The sequence below is a fragment of the Tepidimonas sp. genome, assembly GCF_029335975.1.
GTDB lineage: Bacteria > Pseudomonadota > Gammaproteobacteria > Burkholderiales > Burkholderiaceae_C > Tepidimonas.
The window spans coordinates 1-14,197 of sequence record NZ_JARJMT020000040.1 but is presented as its reverse complement, the minus strand read 5'-3'; the positions used below and the strand labels follow the sequence as shown (position 1 = coordinate 14,197).

General features: G+C 68.9%; 15 protein-coding genes. 5 read left to right on the top strand and 10 right to left on the bottom strand.

Annotation, left to right across the window (positions count from 1 at the left end):
* Positions 1 to 43: 43 nt before the first annotated feature.
* Entirely contained in the window at positions 44 to 295 is a 252-nt protein-coding gene (locus tag P3W97_RS02235) for a PP0621 family protein (RefSeq protein WP_300843386.1), read from the bottom strand.
* 19 nt (positions 296 to 314) lie between these two features.
* Complete coding sequence (locus P3W97_RS02230; RefSeq protein ID WP_300843385.1) at positions 315 to 1,112, bottom strand: inner membrane protein YpjD; 798 nt, start codon at positions 1,110 to 1,112, stop codon at positions 315 to 317.
* A 25-nt stretch (positions 1,113 to 1,137) separates the two neighbouring features.
* On the opposite strand from P3W97_RS02230, the gene ffh reads away from it, so the two are divergent.
* Both ffh and P3W97_RS02220 read left to right on the top strand, forming a co-directional pair.
* On the top strand, positions 1,138 to 2,505 hold the full coding sequence (gene ffh, locus P3W97_RS02225; protein ID WP_300843383.1) for a signal recognition particle protein: 1,368 nt from the start codon (positions 1,138 to 1,140) through the stop codon (positions 2,503 to 2,505).
* A 98-nt stretch (positions 2,506 to 2,603) separates the two neighbouring features.
* Positions 2,604 to 3,230, top strand: a complete 627-nt coding sequence (locus P3W97_RS02220; protein ID WP_300843381.1) for a hypothetical protein — start codon at positions 2,604 to 2,606, stop codon at positions 3,228 to 3,230.
* A 12-nt stretch (positions 3,231 to 3,242) separates the two neighbouring features.
* On the opposite strand, the gene P3W97_RS02215 is transcribed toward P3W97_RS02220, so the two are convergent.
* Positions 3,243 to 3,776, bottom strand: coding sequence for a dihydrofolate reductase (locus P3W97_RS02215; RefSeq protein WP_300843379.1), 534 nt, complete (start codon positions 3,774 to 3,776; stop codon positions 3,243 to 3,245).
* Positions 3,777 to 3,868: 92 nt separating this feature from the next.
* Between P3W97_RS02215 and alaS the strand changes: the two genes are divergently transcribed.
* Positions 3,869 to 6,508 (top strand): alanine--tRNA ligase, encoded by a 2,640-nt coding sequence (gene alaS / locus P3W97_RS02210; protein ID WP_300843377.1) that lies wholly within the window; start codon positions 3,869 to 3,871, stop codon positions 6,506 to 6,508.
* A 53-nt stretch (positions 6,509 to 6,561) separates the two neighbouring features.
* Here alaS and P3W97_RS02205 read toward each other — a convergent pair whose 3' ends face one another.
* The 7 genes from P3W97_RS02205 to P3W97_RS02175 form a co-directional block, all read right to left on the bottom strand.
* Positions 6,562 to 7,122, bottom strand: a complete 561-nt coding sequence (locus P3W97_RS02205; RefSeq protein WP_300843376.1) for a TMEM165/GDT1 family protein — start codon at positions 7,120 to 7,122, stop codon at positions 6,562 to 6,564.
* 250 nt (positions 7,123 to 7,372) lie between these two features.
* Positions 7,373 to 8,320, bottom strand: a complete 948-nt coding sequence (locus tag P3W97_RS02200) for a pseudouridine synthase (RefSeq protein ID WP_300843374.1) — start codon at positions 8,318 to 8,320, stop codon at positions 7,373 to 7,375.
* Positions 8,321 to 8,335: 15 nt separating this feature from the next.
* Complete coding sequence (gene ribD, locus P3W97_RS02195; protein WP_300843372.1) at positions 8,336 to 9,484, bottom strand: bifunctional diaminohydroxyphosphoribosylaminopyrimidine deaminase/5-amino-6-(5-phosphoribosylamino)uracil reductase RibD; 1,149 nt, start codon at positions 9,482 to 9,484, stop codon at positions 8,336 to 8,338.
* Positions 9,477 to 10,226 carry a tRNA (guanosine(46)-N7)-methyltransferase TrmB gene (trmB, locus tag P3W97_RS02190; RefSeq protein WP_300843390.1) on the bottom strand — a complete coding sequence of 250 codons (750 nt, stop codon included), beginning with the start codon at positions 10,224 to 10,226 and terminating at the stop codon, positions 9,477 to 9,479. Before trmB ends, ribD begins: the two co-directional genes overlap by 8 nt.
* Positions 10,214 to 11,140: a tRNA glutamyl-Q(34) synthetase GluQRS gene (gene gluQRS / locus P3W97_RS02185; protein WP_300843370.1), complete on the bottom strand. Its 927-nt coding sequence runs from the start codon at positions 11,138 to 11,140 to the stop codon at positions 10,214 to 10,216. Before gluQRS ends, trmB begins: the two co-directional genes overlap by 13 nt.
* Before the next feature lie 2 nt (positions 11,141 to 11,142).
* Positions 11,143 to 12,291 carry an FAD-dependent oxidoreductase gene (locus P3W97_RS02180; protein ID WP_300843367.1) on the bottom strand — a complete coding sequence of 383 codons (1,149 nt, stop codon included), beginning with the start codon at positions 12,289 to 12,291 and terminating at the stop codon, positions 11,143 to 11,145.
* Between the two features lie 33 nt (positions 12,292 to 12,324).
* A complete protein-coding gene (locus P3W97_RS02175; RefSeq protein ID WP_300843365.1) occupies positions 12,325 to 13,290 on the bottom strand; it encodes a LysR family transcriptional regulator in 966 nt (321 codons plus the stop codon).
* Between the two features lie 231 nt (positions 13,291 to 13,521).
* Here P3W97_RS02175 and P3W97_RS02170 point away from each other — a divergent pair, with 231 nt between their 5' ends.
* Together P3W97_RS02170 and P3W97_RS02165 are read left to right on the top strand one after the other, a co-directional pair.
* Positions 13,522 to 13,875 (top strand): pirin family protein, encoded by a 354-nt coding sequence (locus P3W97_RS02170; RefSeq protein WP_367184582.1) that lies wholly within the window; start codon positions 13,522 to 13,524, stop codon positions 13,873 to 13,875.
* 73 nt (positions 13,876 to 13,948) lie between these two features.
* Positions 13,949 to 14,197 (top strand): flavodoxin domain-containing protein (locus tag P3W97_RS02165; RefSeq protein ID WP_300843362.1); only part of this gene is annotated, 249 nt, incomplete at its 3' end.

Genomic DNA, 14,197 nt, shown 5'->3' with positions numbered 1-14,197 from the left:
CGGCGTGTACCACGACGGGGCAAAGGGTGGGCCGTCGGGATCCTCAACCTTCGGCGAGGTGGCGGTGTTCATCGCAGCAATAGGGCCCGAGTCCGCCACGCACCGCGTCGGCGGCTGGCACATGCACGCCGCAGTGGCGGCAACGGACCATGGTGTCAGGCTGGCTCGGGGTGGGGCGGCCAGCGGCGTGGCGCGCGCGTTCGGCAGCGCGGTCGTGCATGGCCTGATGGCGTTGGTGTCGCCACCAGACATACCCCAGCACGACGACAGCGATGACGAGCAGCCACTTGAACATGGAATCGGGCGCGGTGGGGTCAGCCGCCGCGGCGCAGGATGACCTCGAGCACGAAGTGCGAGCCGACGTAGCCGAGCAGCAGCAGCCCCCCCGCCGTGTACAGCATGCGCACCGCCAGGCGGCCGCGCCAGCCCCAACGCCGGCGGCCCCACAGCAGCACCGCCAGCACCACCCACGACAGCGCGGTAAAGACGGTTTTGTGGGTGATCCAACCCGCTGCTGGTTGCAGCAACTCGGTGAAATACCACCCCGCCAACAGTGTCAGCGTCAACAGCACGAAGGCGCCAGTGACGAAGCGAAACGTCAGCCGCTCCAGCGCCAGCAGCGGCAACGCGGCATGCGGAGTGTCTCCGCGCCGGATGGCCTGTTCGGTGCGCTGCATCATCCAGCCGTGAGCCACGGCCGCGCCCAGCAGGCCATAGGAGGCAAAGCCCAGCGCCCAGTGCAGCGGCAGCCACGGTGACGCCAGCGCCGGATAGACCGTGCCGGGAAAGACCAGCGACAGCAACACGGCGGGGACCCCCAAGCCCGCGAGCGTCCAGCGGCTGCGGAGCTGGGGATACAGCCGCGTCTCGACCGCGTAGATGGCCAGCACCAACCAGGCCGTGACCGACAAGGTGAGCGCAAAGCCGAAGCGCACCGGTGTGGCCGAGAAGGCCGCCACCAACGCCAGACCATGCAGCATGACCGTGCCGAGTGTCAGCCAAGCAATCGCAAGGCGCCCCAGCCGGGCTGCGCCCGCAGCCAGCGCGGCGTAGCCCAGCGCTGCGCCCAGTGCGGGCGCAGCCGTCCACCAAGGGCTGATCGGTACAATCATACCCTTAGTGTAACGAAGCCCCGCCATGGCATCCGCCCTTACCGAAAAACTGTCGCGCCTGGTCAAGCAGATCCGCGGACAGGCCCGCATCACCGAGGACAACGTCCAAGACATGCTGCGCGAGGTGCGCCTGGCGCTGCTCGAGGCCGATGTGGCACTGCCGGTGGTGCGCGACTTCATTGCCCGTGTCAAAGACAAGGCGTTGGGGCAAGAGGTGGTCGGCTCGCTGACCCCGGGGCAGGCGCTGGTGGGCATCATCCACCGGGAACTCGCCGCCATGATGGGCCAGGGCGTGGCCGACGTGAATCTGGCCACGCAACCGCCAGCGGTCATCCTCATGGCCGGCCTGCAGGGCGCCGGCAAGACCACCACCACTGCCAAGTTGGCCAAGTGGCTGATCGAGCGGCGCAAGAAGAAGGTGCTGACCGTCAGCGGCGACGTGTACCGCCCAGCGGCGATCGAGCAGCTGCGCACGGTGACCCAACAGGTCGGGGCAGAGTGGTTCCCGAGCTCGCCAGACCAGCAGCCGCTGGACATCGCGCGCGCGGCGCTGGACTACGCACGCAAGCATTACGTCGACGTGCTGATCGTCGATACCGCTGGCCGGCTGGCGATCGACGAAGCGATGATGCAGGAAATCCGTGCGCTGCACGCCGAGCTCAAGCCTGTCGAGACGCTGTTCGTCGTCGATGCGATGCAGGGGCAGGACGCGGTCAACACGGCGCGCGCATTCAAAGAGGCGCTGCCGCTGACCGGTATCGTGCTGACCAAGCTCGACGGCGATTCGCGCGGCGGCGCAGCGCTGTCGGTGCGCGCGGTCACCGGCGCGCCGATCAAGTTTGCCGGCGTCAGTGAAAAGCTCGACGGGCTGGAGCTGTTCGACGCCGAGCGCCACGCCGGGCGCATCCTCGGCATGGGCGACATCGTGGCGCTGGTGGAGCAGGTTACCGCCGGGGTCGATCTGCAGCAGGCGCAAAAGCTCGCCGCCAAGGTCAAGAGTGGTGGCTTCGACCTGGAGGACTTCCTCGAGCAGATCCGGCAGATGAAAAAAATGGGGGGGCTGTCCAGCCTGCTCGACAAGCTGCCCACGCAGTTGGCGGCCAAGGCTGGCGAGGCCGACCTCGACCGCGCCGAGAAGGATATTCGCCGCAAAGAAGGCATCATCTGTGCGATGACGCCTGAGGAGCGGCGCAAGCCCGAGCTCATCAAGGCCAGCCGCAAGCGCCGCATCGCCGCCGGCGCCGGCGTGCAGGTGCAAGAAGTCAATCGCCTGCTCAAAGAGTTCGAGCAGATGCAGGCGATGATGAAGAAGATGAAGGGCGGCGGCCTGATGAAGATGATGAAGCGCCTGGGCGGTATGAAGGGCCTTCCCGGCGGGTTGCCCGGCTTGTGATCTCGGTCCGGACCCGTCGGCGCGACTCGGGGTATTGACTGGGAGTATTGATCCAGCGCAAGCCCCGCAAACGTTTGGCAGCGTACGATGCGGTGGCTGTGGTTACGATTGAACTCCTGCTGACGGGGCTTGCGCTGGTGGCCGCACTGGCCGTGCGGCCGTGGCGGCTGCTCGGCGGCCCATTGCTCACGCCCACGCTGGCGTCAGTGGCCTTGTTGCCCTGGTTTTGGTTGTTGCCGCAGCATTTGCCGCAGGGCATGGCGGTGCAGTTTTCCGGGGCCAGTTTGCTGGTGTTGATGTTGGGCTGGCCGTTGGCGGTGCCGGTGTTGGCGGCTGTGGCGGTTGCCGTGTGGCTGCTGGGCCAGGCAGGCTGGGAGGCGGTGTTGTCGCAATGGGTTTGGGTCGGGCTGGTGCCGGCGACGCTGGCCTTGCTCATCGGCTGGGCGCTGCGGCGCTGGCTGCCACCCAATGTGTTCATCTACACGCTTGGGCGCGGTTTCATCGGCACTGCGGTTGCGCTGTTCATCTCTGGTGTGTTGTACGAGGGTATCCACCACCTGATGGACGGTGTCACCGTGCACGAGGCACTGGTGGCGCGTTGGCTGATGGCGTGGGGCGATGCGTTCCTGACGGGGCTGTTTGCGGCGGTGTTCGTGGCATTTGCCCCGCAGTGGCTGGCCACCTGGTCCGACGAGCGCTACCTGCGCCCACCGCCCAAGGCGTGATGCCGTCACCTGTCAATTGCGCTCATAGGTCACGAAAGCAAAGGCAAGCCCGCTGGCGCTGACATGCGGCTCGCGCGCCGTCTCGTGCCAGCCGGGGCCGAACGTCGGCGCGAAGGCGTCGCCGTCGAAGGCGCGCGCGATCTCGGTGATGATGGCGCGCCGCGCCAGGGGCTCGGCCTGCGCATACACCTGCGCACCGCCGATCACCCACACCTCTGCGGGGGGCTGCCCGTGCGGTCCATGCAGCGTGCGGCAGTGTGCCAGCGCCGCCTCGAGGCCGTCGAGCGGCACCGCGCCGGCGGCGGCCAGCTCCGCAGCGCGCGCCGCATCACGCGTCAATACCAGGTTGACGCGCCCGGGCAGCGGGCGAAAGCGCGGCGGCAGCGACGCCCATGTCGTGCGCCCCATGATGACCGGGCAGCCCTGCGTCAGGCGGCGAAAGTGCGCCAGATCCTCCGGCAGGTGCCAGGGCAGGGCGGGGTGGCCGTCTCGGGTGCAGCCGATGACGCCGTTGGCGGCGCGGGCCAGGATCAGATTGAGTCGCATGGCAGTCATTATCCCGTCAGCGCCCCGAGGGCCAGCACTGCAGCTGTTGCCGCCCCGTAAAATGGCAGGTTAGCCCAACGCTTCCCACCGACATGAGCCAAGCCGCCGACCGCCCGTTTTTTTCTGTCGCCGACATTCGGCGCACGTTTTTGGACTTCTTTGCCCAGCGTGGGCACACGGTGGTGCCCTCCAGCCCGCTGATCCCGGCCAACGACCCGACGCTGATGTTCACCAACAGCGGCATGGTGCAGTTCAAGGACGTCTTCCTCGGCACCGACAAGCGCCCGTATGTGCGCGCGGCGTCGGTGCAGGCGTGCCTGCGCGCCGGCGGCAAGCACAACGATCTGGAAAACGTCGGCTACACCGCGCGCCACCACACCTTCTTCGAGATGCTGGGCAACTGGTCGTTCGGCGACTATTTCAAACGCGAGAGCCTGAAGTGGTCGTGGGAGCTGTTGACTGGCGTGTTCCGTCTGCCGCCTGACCGCCTGTGGGCGACGGTCTATCACGAGGATGATGAGTCCTACGATATCTGGACCCAGGAGATCGGCCTGCCGCCCGAGCGCGTGGTGCGCATCGGCGACAACAAGGGCGCCAAGTACCAAAGTGACAACTTCTGGATGATGGCCGACACCGGCCCGTGCGGCCCGTGCTCAGAGATCTTCTACGACCACGGGCCCGAGGTGCCTGGTGGCCCGCCCGGCAGCCCCGACGCCGACGGTGACCGCTACATCGAGATCTGGAACAACGTGTTCATGCAGTTCGATATGCAGCCGGACGGCACGGTGCGGCCGCTGCCGGCGCCCTGCGTGGACACCGGCATGGGGCTGGAGCGGCTGGCCGCCATTTTGCAAGGCGTGCACAGCAATTACGAGATCGATTTGTTCCGCACGCTGATCGCCGCGGCCGCGCGTGTCACCGGCACCTCTGACCTGGCCAGTCCCAGTCTGCGCGTCATTGCCGACCACATCCGTGCCACCGCCTTCCTGGTGGCCGACGGTGTCATCCCTGGCAACGAGGGGCGCGGCTATGTGCAGCGGCGCATCATCCGCCGCGCCATTCGCCACGGCTACAAACTGGGCTGCACGGCGCCTTTCTTCCACAAGCTGGTGCCGGACCTGGTGGTGCAGATGGGCGAGGCCTATCCCAACCTGGCCGCCAACGCGCAGCGGGTGATGGCGGTGCTGCAGGCGGAGGAGGAGCGCTTCTTCGAGACGCTGGCCCACGGTATGGAGATCCTGGACGGTGCCCTGGCCAGTGGCCAAGGGACGCTGCCGGGCGATGTGGCGTTCAAGCTGCATGACACCTACGGCTTTCCCCTGGACCTGACCAGCGATGTTTGCCGCGAGCGCGGGGTGAGAGTGGATGTGGCGGGCTTCGAGGCGGCGATGGAGCGCCAAAAGGCGCAAGCGCGTGCCGCGGGCAAATTCAAGATGGACCGCGTACTGGACTATGTCGGCCCGTCGAATGCCTTCGTCGGCTACGAGTCGCTGCAGGCCCCGGCCAAGGTCGTGGCGCTGTATGTCGAGGGCACGCCGGTGGCGGAACTCAAGCACGGCCAAAGCGGTGTCGTGGTGCTGGACACCACGCCCTTCTATGCCGAAAGCGGCGGTCAGGTCGGCGACGCGGGCGTTATCGTCAGCGGATCGGCGCGTTTTGCTGTTACCGATACCCAGAAAATCAAGGCGGATGTGCATGGTCACCACGGCACGCTGGAGCAGGGCACGCTGGCGGTGGGCGACCATGTGCAGGCGCAGGTGGATCTGGCGCGGCGCGCAGCGACGATGCGCAATCACTCCGCCACCCATCTGCTGCACAAGGCGCTGCGCGAGGTGCTGGGCGAGCATGTGCAGCAAAAGGGCTCGTTGGTGAATGCCGAGCGCACACGCTTCGATTTTGCCCACAACGCGCCTGTGACCGCGGTGCAGATCCGCGCGATCGAGGCGCGCGTCAACGCCGAGATTCTGGCCAACACCGACACCCAGGTGCGCGTCATGGATCTGGAGTCCGCCCAATCGGCGGGCGCGATGATGCTGTTTGGCGAGAAGTACGGCGAGACCGTGCGCGTGCTCGACATCGGCAGCAGCCGCGAGCTGTGCGGCGGCACGCATGTGCGGCGCACGGGGGACATCGGCCTGTTCAAGATCGTCGCCGAAAGCGGGGTGGCGGCTGGCGTGCGGCGCGTGGAGGCCGTCACGGGCGAGAACGCGCTGGCGTACCTGCAAGGGCTCGAAGCCCAGGTGCACGAGGCCGCTGCCGCGCTCAAAGCGCCAGTGTCCGACCTGGTGGCTCGCATCGGCCAGTCGCTGGAGCAGATCCGCACCCTCGAGAAGGAAGTGGCCGCACTCAAGGGCCGGCTGGCGTCGGCTCAGGGCGACGAGCTGGTCACACAGGCGCAGGAGGTCAAAGGCATTCGCGTGCTGGCCGCGCGCCTGGACGGTGCCGATGCCAAGACCCTGCGCGAAACGGTGGACAAGCTCAAGGACAAGCTGGGCCACGCCGTGGTGGTGCTGGCCAGCGTGGAGGCCGGCAAGGTGCAGCTGGCCGCGGGGGTGACCCCCGACGCGGTGGCCCGGGGACTGAAGGCAGGCGAGCTGGTCAATGCGGTGGCGCAGCAGGTGGGCGGCAAGGGCGGTGGCAAGCCCGACATGGCCATGGCCGGCGGCAACAACCCGGAGGCCTTGCCGCTGGCGCTGGAGTCGGTGGCAGCCTGGGTGGCCGAGCGGGTGTGACCCGCCCGGTTCCTAGCGGGCCCGTGAAATCCCGTTGTGGCTCAACAACGGGCTTACCAATCCAGCAAAGCCCAAAGCCCCAGCGCCGCGAGTAGGGCTGCCGCGCCCCAGTGGATGGCGCGCACGGGCAGGCGGTGTGCCATGCGGTCGCCGAGCCAGACGGCCGGCGCATTGGCGATCATCATGCCCAGCGTGGTGCCCGCTACCACGGCCAGCCAGTCCTGGAAACGGGCTGCCAGGGCGACGGTGGCCACCTGGGTCTTGTCGCCCATTTCGGCCAGGAAGAACACCACGCAGGTGGTGCCAAACACACCCCAGCGGCTGCGTACCGAGGGTGCGTCGTCATCGAGCCGGTCGGGGATGAGCATCCAGGCCGCCATGGCCAGAAAGCCGATGCCCAGCACCCAGCGCAGCACGTCGTCGGTGAGCCAGCGCGCCAGTAAGAGGCCGATGCCGCCGGCCAGTGCATGGTTGGCCAGTGTGGCCGCGAAGATGCCCCATGCGATGGGCCACGGCTTGCGAAAGCGGGCGGCCAGCAGCAGGGCCAGGAGTTGCGTCTTGTCGCCGATTTCGGCGAGGGCCACCAGGCCGGTGGAGGTGAGAAAAGCTTCCATGAGGCATCCTGGGGCTGGCAGCGGTTCCATGGACGCAGCCCTCCCAGCCCGAAACCGAGGGACGACGGCCACGGGTATTGCCAGACTCGTGAGTTGCCACGGCCATGCCGGTGGGCGGCAAGTGTGTTGATCGTGGCCCCGCGAAGGCAGCGGGCGGCTACTCCCCCAAAAGCTGCGCCAGTGTAATGTGTTTCGTCACGCCATGACTCTGGAGCCCGAGTGCGGCGGAGTGATCGCGCGGCTGCATTGGTTATGACGTCGCGGGCCAGTCGAGCTGGCGCTGGCTAATGAAGCACCGGTGTTCGCCCGTGAGTGGGTCGTCGAAGGCGATGGCGCGGGCCAGCAGGCGCAGCGGGGTAGCGAAATCTTCCGGCTCGTCCGGCTGGCGGCGCACCAAGGGGTAGAACTGGTCGCCCACGATGGGCAGACCCAACCCTTGCATGTGCACGCGCAGTTGGTGGCGCCGTCCCGTCACTGGGTGCAGGCGGTACAGCGCCCACGGGCCGCGCTGCTCGATACAGTCGATATGGGTTTCGCTGTTGGGTGGGCGCCCTTCGTGCGGGGCGGCCTCGCGCATTTTGTAAAACGCCGCTTCGCATTCCAGAATGTGGCTGCGCCGGGTCAACGGCCAGCGCCGGTACGCGACGGCCGGGGCGATGGCTTCGTAGGTTTTGTGCACGCGCCGTTCCCGGAACAGGCGTTGGTAGGCGTCGCGGTCTTGCGGGCGCAGGCTGAACACCACCAGGCCGGCGGTTTCGCGGTCGATGCGGTGCAGGGGGCTCAAGTCCGGCAGGTTCAGCGCGTGCTTGAGGCGCACCAGCAGGCTCTGCCGCACGTAGCGGCCACTGGGCGTCACGGGTAGGAAGTGGGGCTTGTCGGCCACGAGCAGGTGTTCGTCGCGGAACAGCACCTGGGCCTCAAAAGGGATATCGGGCTCTTGGGGCAGGGTGCGCCAGTAGTACACCCGTGCGCCGTGGCGGTAAGGGGTATGCGGGGGCAGCGGCTGTCCGTCGTCGTCCAGCACCTCGCCGCTGTCCATGCGCTGCGCCCATTCGTCGAGGCTGATGCGCGGCATCCGTTCTGCCAGGAAGTCCAGTATCGTCGGCCAGGGGCTGTGGCGCAGCCGGGGCAGCGCCACGCAACTGGGCGATACCCCGTCGCGCATGGGAATGTCCGCGTTCTTGGGCAGCCGGGCCATCGCAGGGAACGGTCGTCAAAACGGGGTGCGGCCCGGCACGCGCGCCAGTACGCGCAGGTCGGGCCCCACCGGCTGTACCGAGATGAAGGTCAGGGGCCAGCCGTCCTGCAGCCGCGTCAGTGGCCCCAGGTCGGTCAAGCCGACGCCTTTGCCCAGCAGGCGCGGTGCCAGATACAACAGCAACTCGTCCACCAGCCCCGCGCGCCACCACGAGGCATTGAGTTTGGCCCCGGATTCGATGTGCAGCTCGTTGACCTCGCGCGCGGCCAGATCGGCCAGCACCGCCGCCAGATCCACATTGGCTGGCCCGCCTGGCGTTTTGGGCGGGCCGGGACGGTCCACCACGGTCACGCCCAGCGCCGCCAGCGCCGCCCGCTTGCCGGCCTGGGTTGCGGCGCTGGCCGGGTCGCTGGCGGTGTAGACGATCACCGCCCCCGGCGGTTGCAGGATGCGCGCCGCGGGGTCGATCTCCAGCGCCGAGTCGAGCACCACGCGCAGCGGCTGCCGGGCCGTGGGCACATGCCGCACGTCCAGCCGCGGGTCGTCGCTGCGCACGGTACCGATGCCGGTGAGCAGCGCACCGGCCCGGCGCCGCCAGGCGTGGCCATCGGCCCGCGCGGTTTCGCTGGTGATCCATTGGCTGACACCGTTGGGGAGTGCGGTGGTGCCGTCCAGCGAAGCCGTCACTTTCATGCGCACCCAGGGACGGCCGTGACGCATGCGCTGCCAAAAGCCGATGTTGAGCTCGCGCGTGGCCCGCGCGGCCGGATGGTCGTCGGGCAGCAGATTGACTGCCACCCCGGCGGCGCGCAGACGATGCAAGCCGGCGCCCGCGACGCGGGGATTGGGGTCCACCGCCGCCACGACCACCCGCGCTACGCCCGCTGCGATCAGCGCATCGCAGCACGGGGGTGTGCGCCCGTGGTGGCTACAAGGCTCCAGCGTGACATAGGCGGTTGCGCCGCGCACATCGGCACCGGCGGCCTGGGCGGCGCGCAGCGCCATCACCTCGGCGTGGGCTTGGCCCGCGGCCTGGGTGTGGCCGTCGAAGGCGCGGCCGTCGGGCAACACCAGGCGGCAGGCCACGCGCGGGTTGGGGTCCGACAGGCCCACGGCGCGCTCGGCCAGGGCGGTCAGCTCGTTCCAAATCCGTGCGTCATCCATGGCGACGCACGAAGACCAGGTCCCACACGCCATGGCCCAGGCGCAGGCCGCGTTGCTCGAACTTGGTCAAGGGGCGGTAGTCGGGGCGTGGCGCATAGCCGGCCCGTACCGGATCGGTGTTGCTGTTGAGCAGCCGCGGCTCGGCCGACAGCACGGCCAGCATTTGCTCGGCATAGGGCTGCCAGTCGGTGGCGCAGTGCACATAGCCGCCGGGCTTGAGCCGGCTGGCCAGCAGCGCGACGAACGGTGGCTGGATCAGGCGGCGCTTGTGGTGGCGTTTTTTGTGCCACGGGTCGGGGAAGAAGATATGCACGCCGTCGAGCGATGCTTCCGACAGCATGTGACTGAGGACCTCCACCGCGTCGTGCTGCACGATGCGGATGTTGTCGATGCCTTGCTCACCGATGCGCTTGAGCAAAGCACCCACCCCAGGCTCGTGCACCTCGCAGCACAAAAAATTGTCGTCCGGCCGCAGGCGCGCAATGTGGGCCGTGGCCTCACCCATGCCGAAGCCGATCTCCAGCACCAGCGGCGCGCGCCGGCCGAAGGCCGCGTCTGCATCCAGCGGCGCTGGGGCATAAGGCAGCAAATAGCGGGGCCCCAGCGTCTGCAGGGCCTTGGCCTGGCCGGTGGTGGTGCGGCCGGCCCGCAGCACGAAGCTGCGGATGGTCTTGGGGTGGGCCACCCCGGGCGGGGCCACGCAGGCAGCAGGGAGAGTGGGAGATTCGGTCACGGCCCGAATTGTAGAGAGCGCTGCCGCCACGCATCGATCCAGCCCTGCAGGCTGTGCGGGACGCCCGAGGCCGCTGGCCCCGGCAGCCCGAGGGCGGCCGCAGCGGCTGCGAGTGCGGCCAGGGGGTCGCGCAGATCCAGCGCCTGCGCGCCGTTTTGCTTCGATAGTTTCTCGCCGTTGTCGCCCCGCACCAGCGGGGTGTGCAGATAGCGTGGCGTCGGCACGCCCAGCGCGCGTTGCAGCACGATCTGGCGCGGGGTGTTGTCGGCCAAGTCCTCGCCCCGCACCACGTCGGTGATGCCCTGTGCGGCGTCATCGACCACCACTGCGAGCTGATAGGCCCACTGACCGTCGGCGCGTTTGAGCACGAAGTCGCCCACGGCCGTTTCGACATCCTGGGTTTGGGGGCCCAGCCGCCGGTCCTGCCAAGGCAAGGGCGCCGGCAGGCCCCGGTCGGCGATCACCCGTCCGACATGCAGCCGCCAGGCGCGCGGCGCGCGGCCACGCAGGCCGCCCTGCTCCGGCCGGCAGGTGCCGGGGTAGGGGCGGGCGCTGTGGCGTTCGCGCGGCACCCCGCGGGCGAGCCAGGCGGCCTCGATGTCCTGTCGCGTGCAGGCGCAGGGATAGGCCCATCCCGCGTCGATCAGGCGCTGCAGCGCGTGCGCGTAGGCGGCCTGCCGCTGGGACTGCCACCACACGGGTTCGTCTGGTGTCAGGCCGCAGGCGCGCAGCTGCTCGAGAATGGCCACATCCGCCCCTGCCACACAACGCGGCCGGTCCACGTCTTCGATGCGCACCAGCCAGGTGCCGCCGTGGGCGCGTGCGTCCAGCCAACTGGCCAGGGCCGCGACCAGCGAGCCGGCGTGCAGCAGACCCGTGGGCGAGGGGGCAAAGCGTCCGCGATAGGCCGTGCTGGGCCGCACCCTCAGCTCTCCAAGACGGTGAGTGCCAGTTCCAGCCCGGACAGGAATGCGCTCTCCACCCGGTGCCCCAGGCACCAATCGCCGCACAGGCCCAGCCCGCGTCGGGCATCCCACAGGCAGGGCTCGCCCAGGGGCCGCTGGGTCTGCGCATACCGCCAGCGGTGCACGACGGCATGGCTGGGGCTGGCGTGGATGCCGGTGATCTCCGCAAAGCCCTTGAGCAGCTTGGCGGTGATGCGGTCGGGATCGTCCTCCAGATGCTCGGCCGACCACGCCGGGCTGGCCTGCACCACCCAGCGCTCCCCGGGGTCGCGTCCCGGTTTGCTGGGCTCGCGCGCTACCCAGGCGATGCGGTGGTTCTCACTGCGGGCGGCGTGCCAGCGCGGCCCCAGGCCGTCCAGCCCGGGCTGCATGGCCTGGGGCCAGGCCGCCATCAATGTCCAGCAGGGGGCCATGACGACCTCGTGCGCCAGGCGTGCCTGCCAGTCCGCGGCCAGACCGCTGGTGCGCAGGAGCTCCAGCGCCTGCGGTGCGGGGATGGCGAGCAGCACGGCGTCGAAGCCGCTGTGCACAGCGGGGGTGTCGTCCGGACCTTCGACTCGGATTTGCCAATGCGCTGGGGCGATGGCGTCCGGCTCCAGCCGCACCACGCGGGATTCCCAGTGGCACCGCCCGGACGGGCTATCCGCCAGTGGTTCGGCCCAGGCCTTGACCAGCGCACTCATCCCCGGGGTGGCGACCCAGTGCGTCTCGCGCGTCAGGGGTGCAGCGACGATGTGGTGGCCCAGATCGTCGAGCACCCGCACCAGGCTGGCGTCCCACGGGGCCACGGGCGCGCCGGTGGCGTCGAGGGCGAGCCGAAAGCGCGCGTCGCGCACGGTGAAGAACTGCGCGCCGTGGTCAAAGCCACCGAAGGGGGTGCGGCGCGTGGCCATGCGCCCGCCGGCGCCCCGGCTTTTTTCGAACACCGTCACCCGCCAGCCCGCCTGCGCCAGCGCGCGCGCCGCTGTGATGCCGGCGATCCCCGCTCCCACCACCCCCACATGCCGCGGCGCGGCGTGGGCCGGGGCCGCCGGCGCAGAGGCGGAGGAGGGGCGCCGCAGACGTCGAGCGCGCGGCGGAGGGGATGGTGCAGCATGGCGGCGGGGCATGGCAGGCTTTCGGATGGAGAGATGAGGCGCAATCTAGCAGACCGTGGGGCTGCTGCGGGCGGCTGGCCAGGGCAGTGGACCCCTCGGTTGGCCTCGCGGTCGGCGCATCAGCAGGGCCTCGCGGGTGACGGGTTCGGCCAGCCGTTGCAGCCACCACTGCAGCGCCGGGCCCACCGGGTGGCTGGCGCCCCGTCGGGACGGCCCGGGGCGCCAGGCGTAGGCTGTGTGCGCGGTGCGCGGCGGCAGCGTGGTCTGGCGCAGGACCAGTTGGCCTGCATCCAGATACGGTTGCACCAGGGGCTGGGGCAGCCAGCCGCACCCCAGGGCGCGCAGTTGGGCTTCCAGCTTCATCTGCATGGTGGGCACGGTCAGCACATCTTGGCCGGGCAGCAGCCCGAAGGTCAGCCCGCCGCGTGGGGCGGAGTCGGCCACCGCGACGATGCGGTGCTCCCGAATCAGCTGTGGCGTCAGCGGCTCGGGCGCATCGGCGAGCGGATGGCGGGGTGCCACGACGAACCAGAAGGCCACCTCGCCCAGCAACTCCATCCGCACGTCGCCGCCCGCAGGCCGGTCCAACGCCACGCCCAGCGCCAGGTCCGCCTGGCCCGTCAGCAGCGCCTCCAGCGTGCCCGACAGCGTTTCGCTGCGCAGCCGCAAGCGGGTGGGTGCACCCAGCGCATAGAAGGCCTCGCACAGCTCCAGCAGGGTGCGTGGGTCGATCACGGCATCGGCGGCGATGGTCAGCTCCGACTCCCACCCCGTCGCAACGCGGCGCACGCGTTGCGCCACGGCGTCCCACTCCCGCAGCAGGTGTTCGCTGGCGCGCAGCAGCTCTTCGCCAGCGGGGGTGGGCTGGGCGCGGCGCGCGCGCCGGTCGAACAGCAGCACGTCCAGTGCGTCCTCGATCTGCCGCACGCGGTAGGTGAGCGCACTCGGGACCAGGCCCAGTTCGCGGGCGGCTGCGGCAAAGCTGCCGCAGCGGGCGATGCTCGCCAGCAAGGCAAGATGCTGTGGGCCACGGGCGGCTCGCGCGGCGTGAGTGGTCGGGGTCTGGACTCGGAGCTGCATCGGATGTTTGATATTGGAAATATTTGAACGTCATTTTCAAACGATATGGGCTGTGAGTGCGCTCCAATCACCCTACAGTTCACCGATCGTCCACTCCACCGGGAGTCTGTGATGCTTATCAAGCGTGCCAGTCAAGAGCGAGGCTAGGCCAACCATGGTTGGCTGCGGACCCACCATTCGTTTTCGTTTGCCGGCGATTTCGATCCCCGCTACACGGGTTGGGGGCCGTTGCATGTGATCAACAAACACGTCATCATGCCGGGGTCGGGCTGTGCCATGCATGGGCATCGGGATATGGAGATTCTGACCTATGTGTCGGGAGGCGAGTTGGCGCACCGCGACAGCATGGGCCATGTCGAGACCATCCGCGCCGGTGAGGTGCAGCGCATGGGTGCTGGCCGCGGCGATGCGGCTATGGTCGCCGACGAAGCGGTCGTCACCCTCACCGAGGGCGAGGACGCCGAGGTGTTGCTGTTCGATCTGGCGCGCAGACGATTGCGCGCGGGCACCACATAGTTCCGATCGCCCCCGGGTGATCGCCCAGTTCCTCCCGCCGGGAGGCTGACCATCGACCTGAAGGAGTCTTCTCATGCCTCACATCATCGTCATCTACCATTCGGGCTACGGCCATACCCAGCGGATGGCGCAGGCCGTCGCCGAAGGCGCAGGCGCCCAACTGCTGGCCATCGATGCCGACGGCAACCTGCCCGAAGGTGGCTGGGAGCTACTCGACGCAGCCGACGCCATCGTCATGGGCAGCCCGACTTACATGGGCAGTGTGAGCTGGCAATTCAAAAAGTTTGCCGACGCCTCTAGCAAAGCCTGGTTTGCGCAAAAG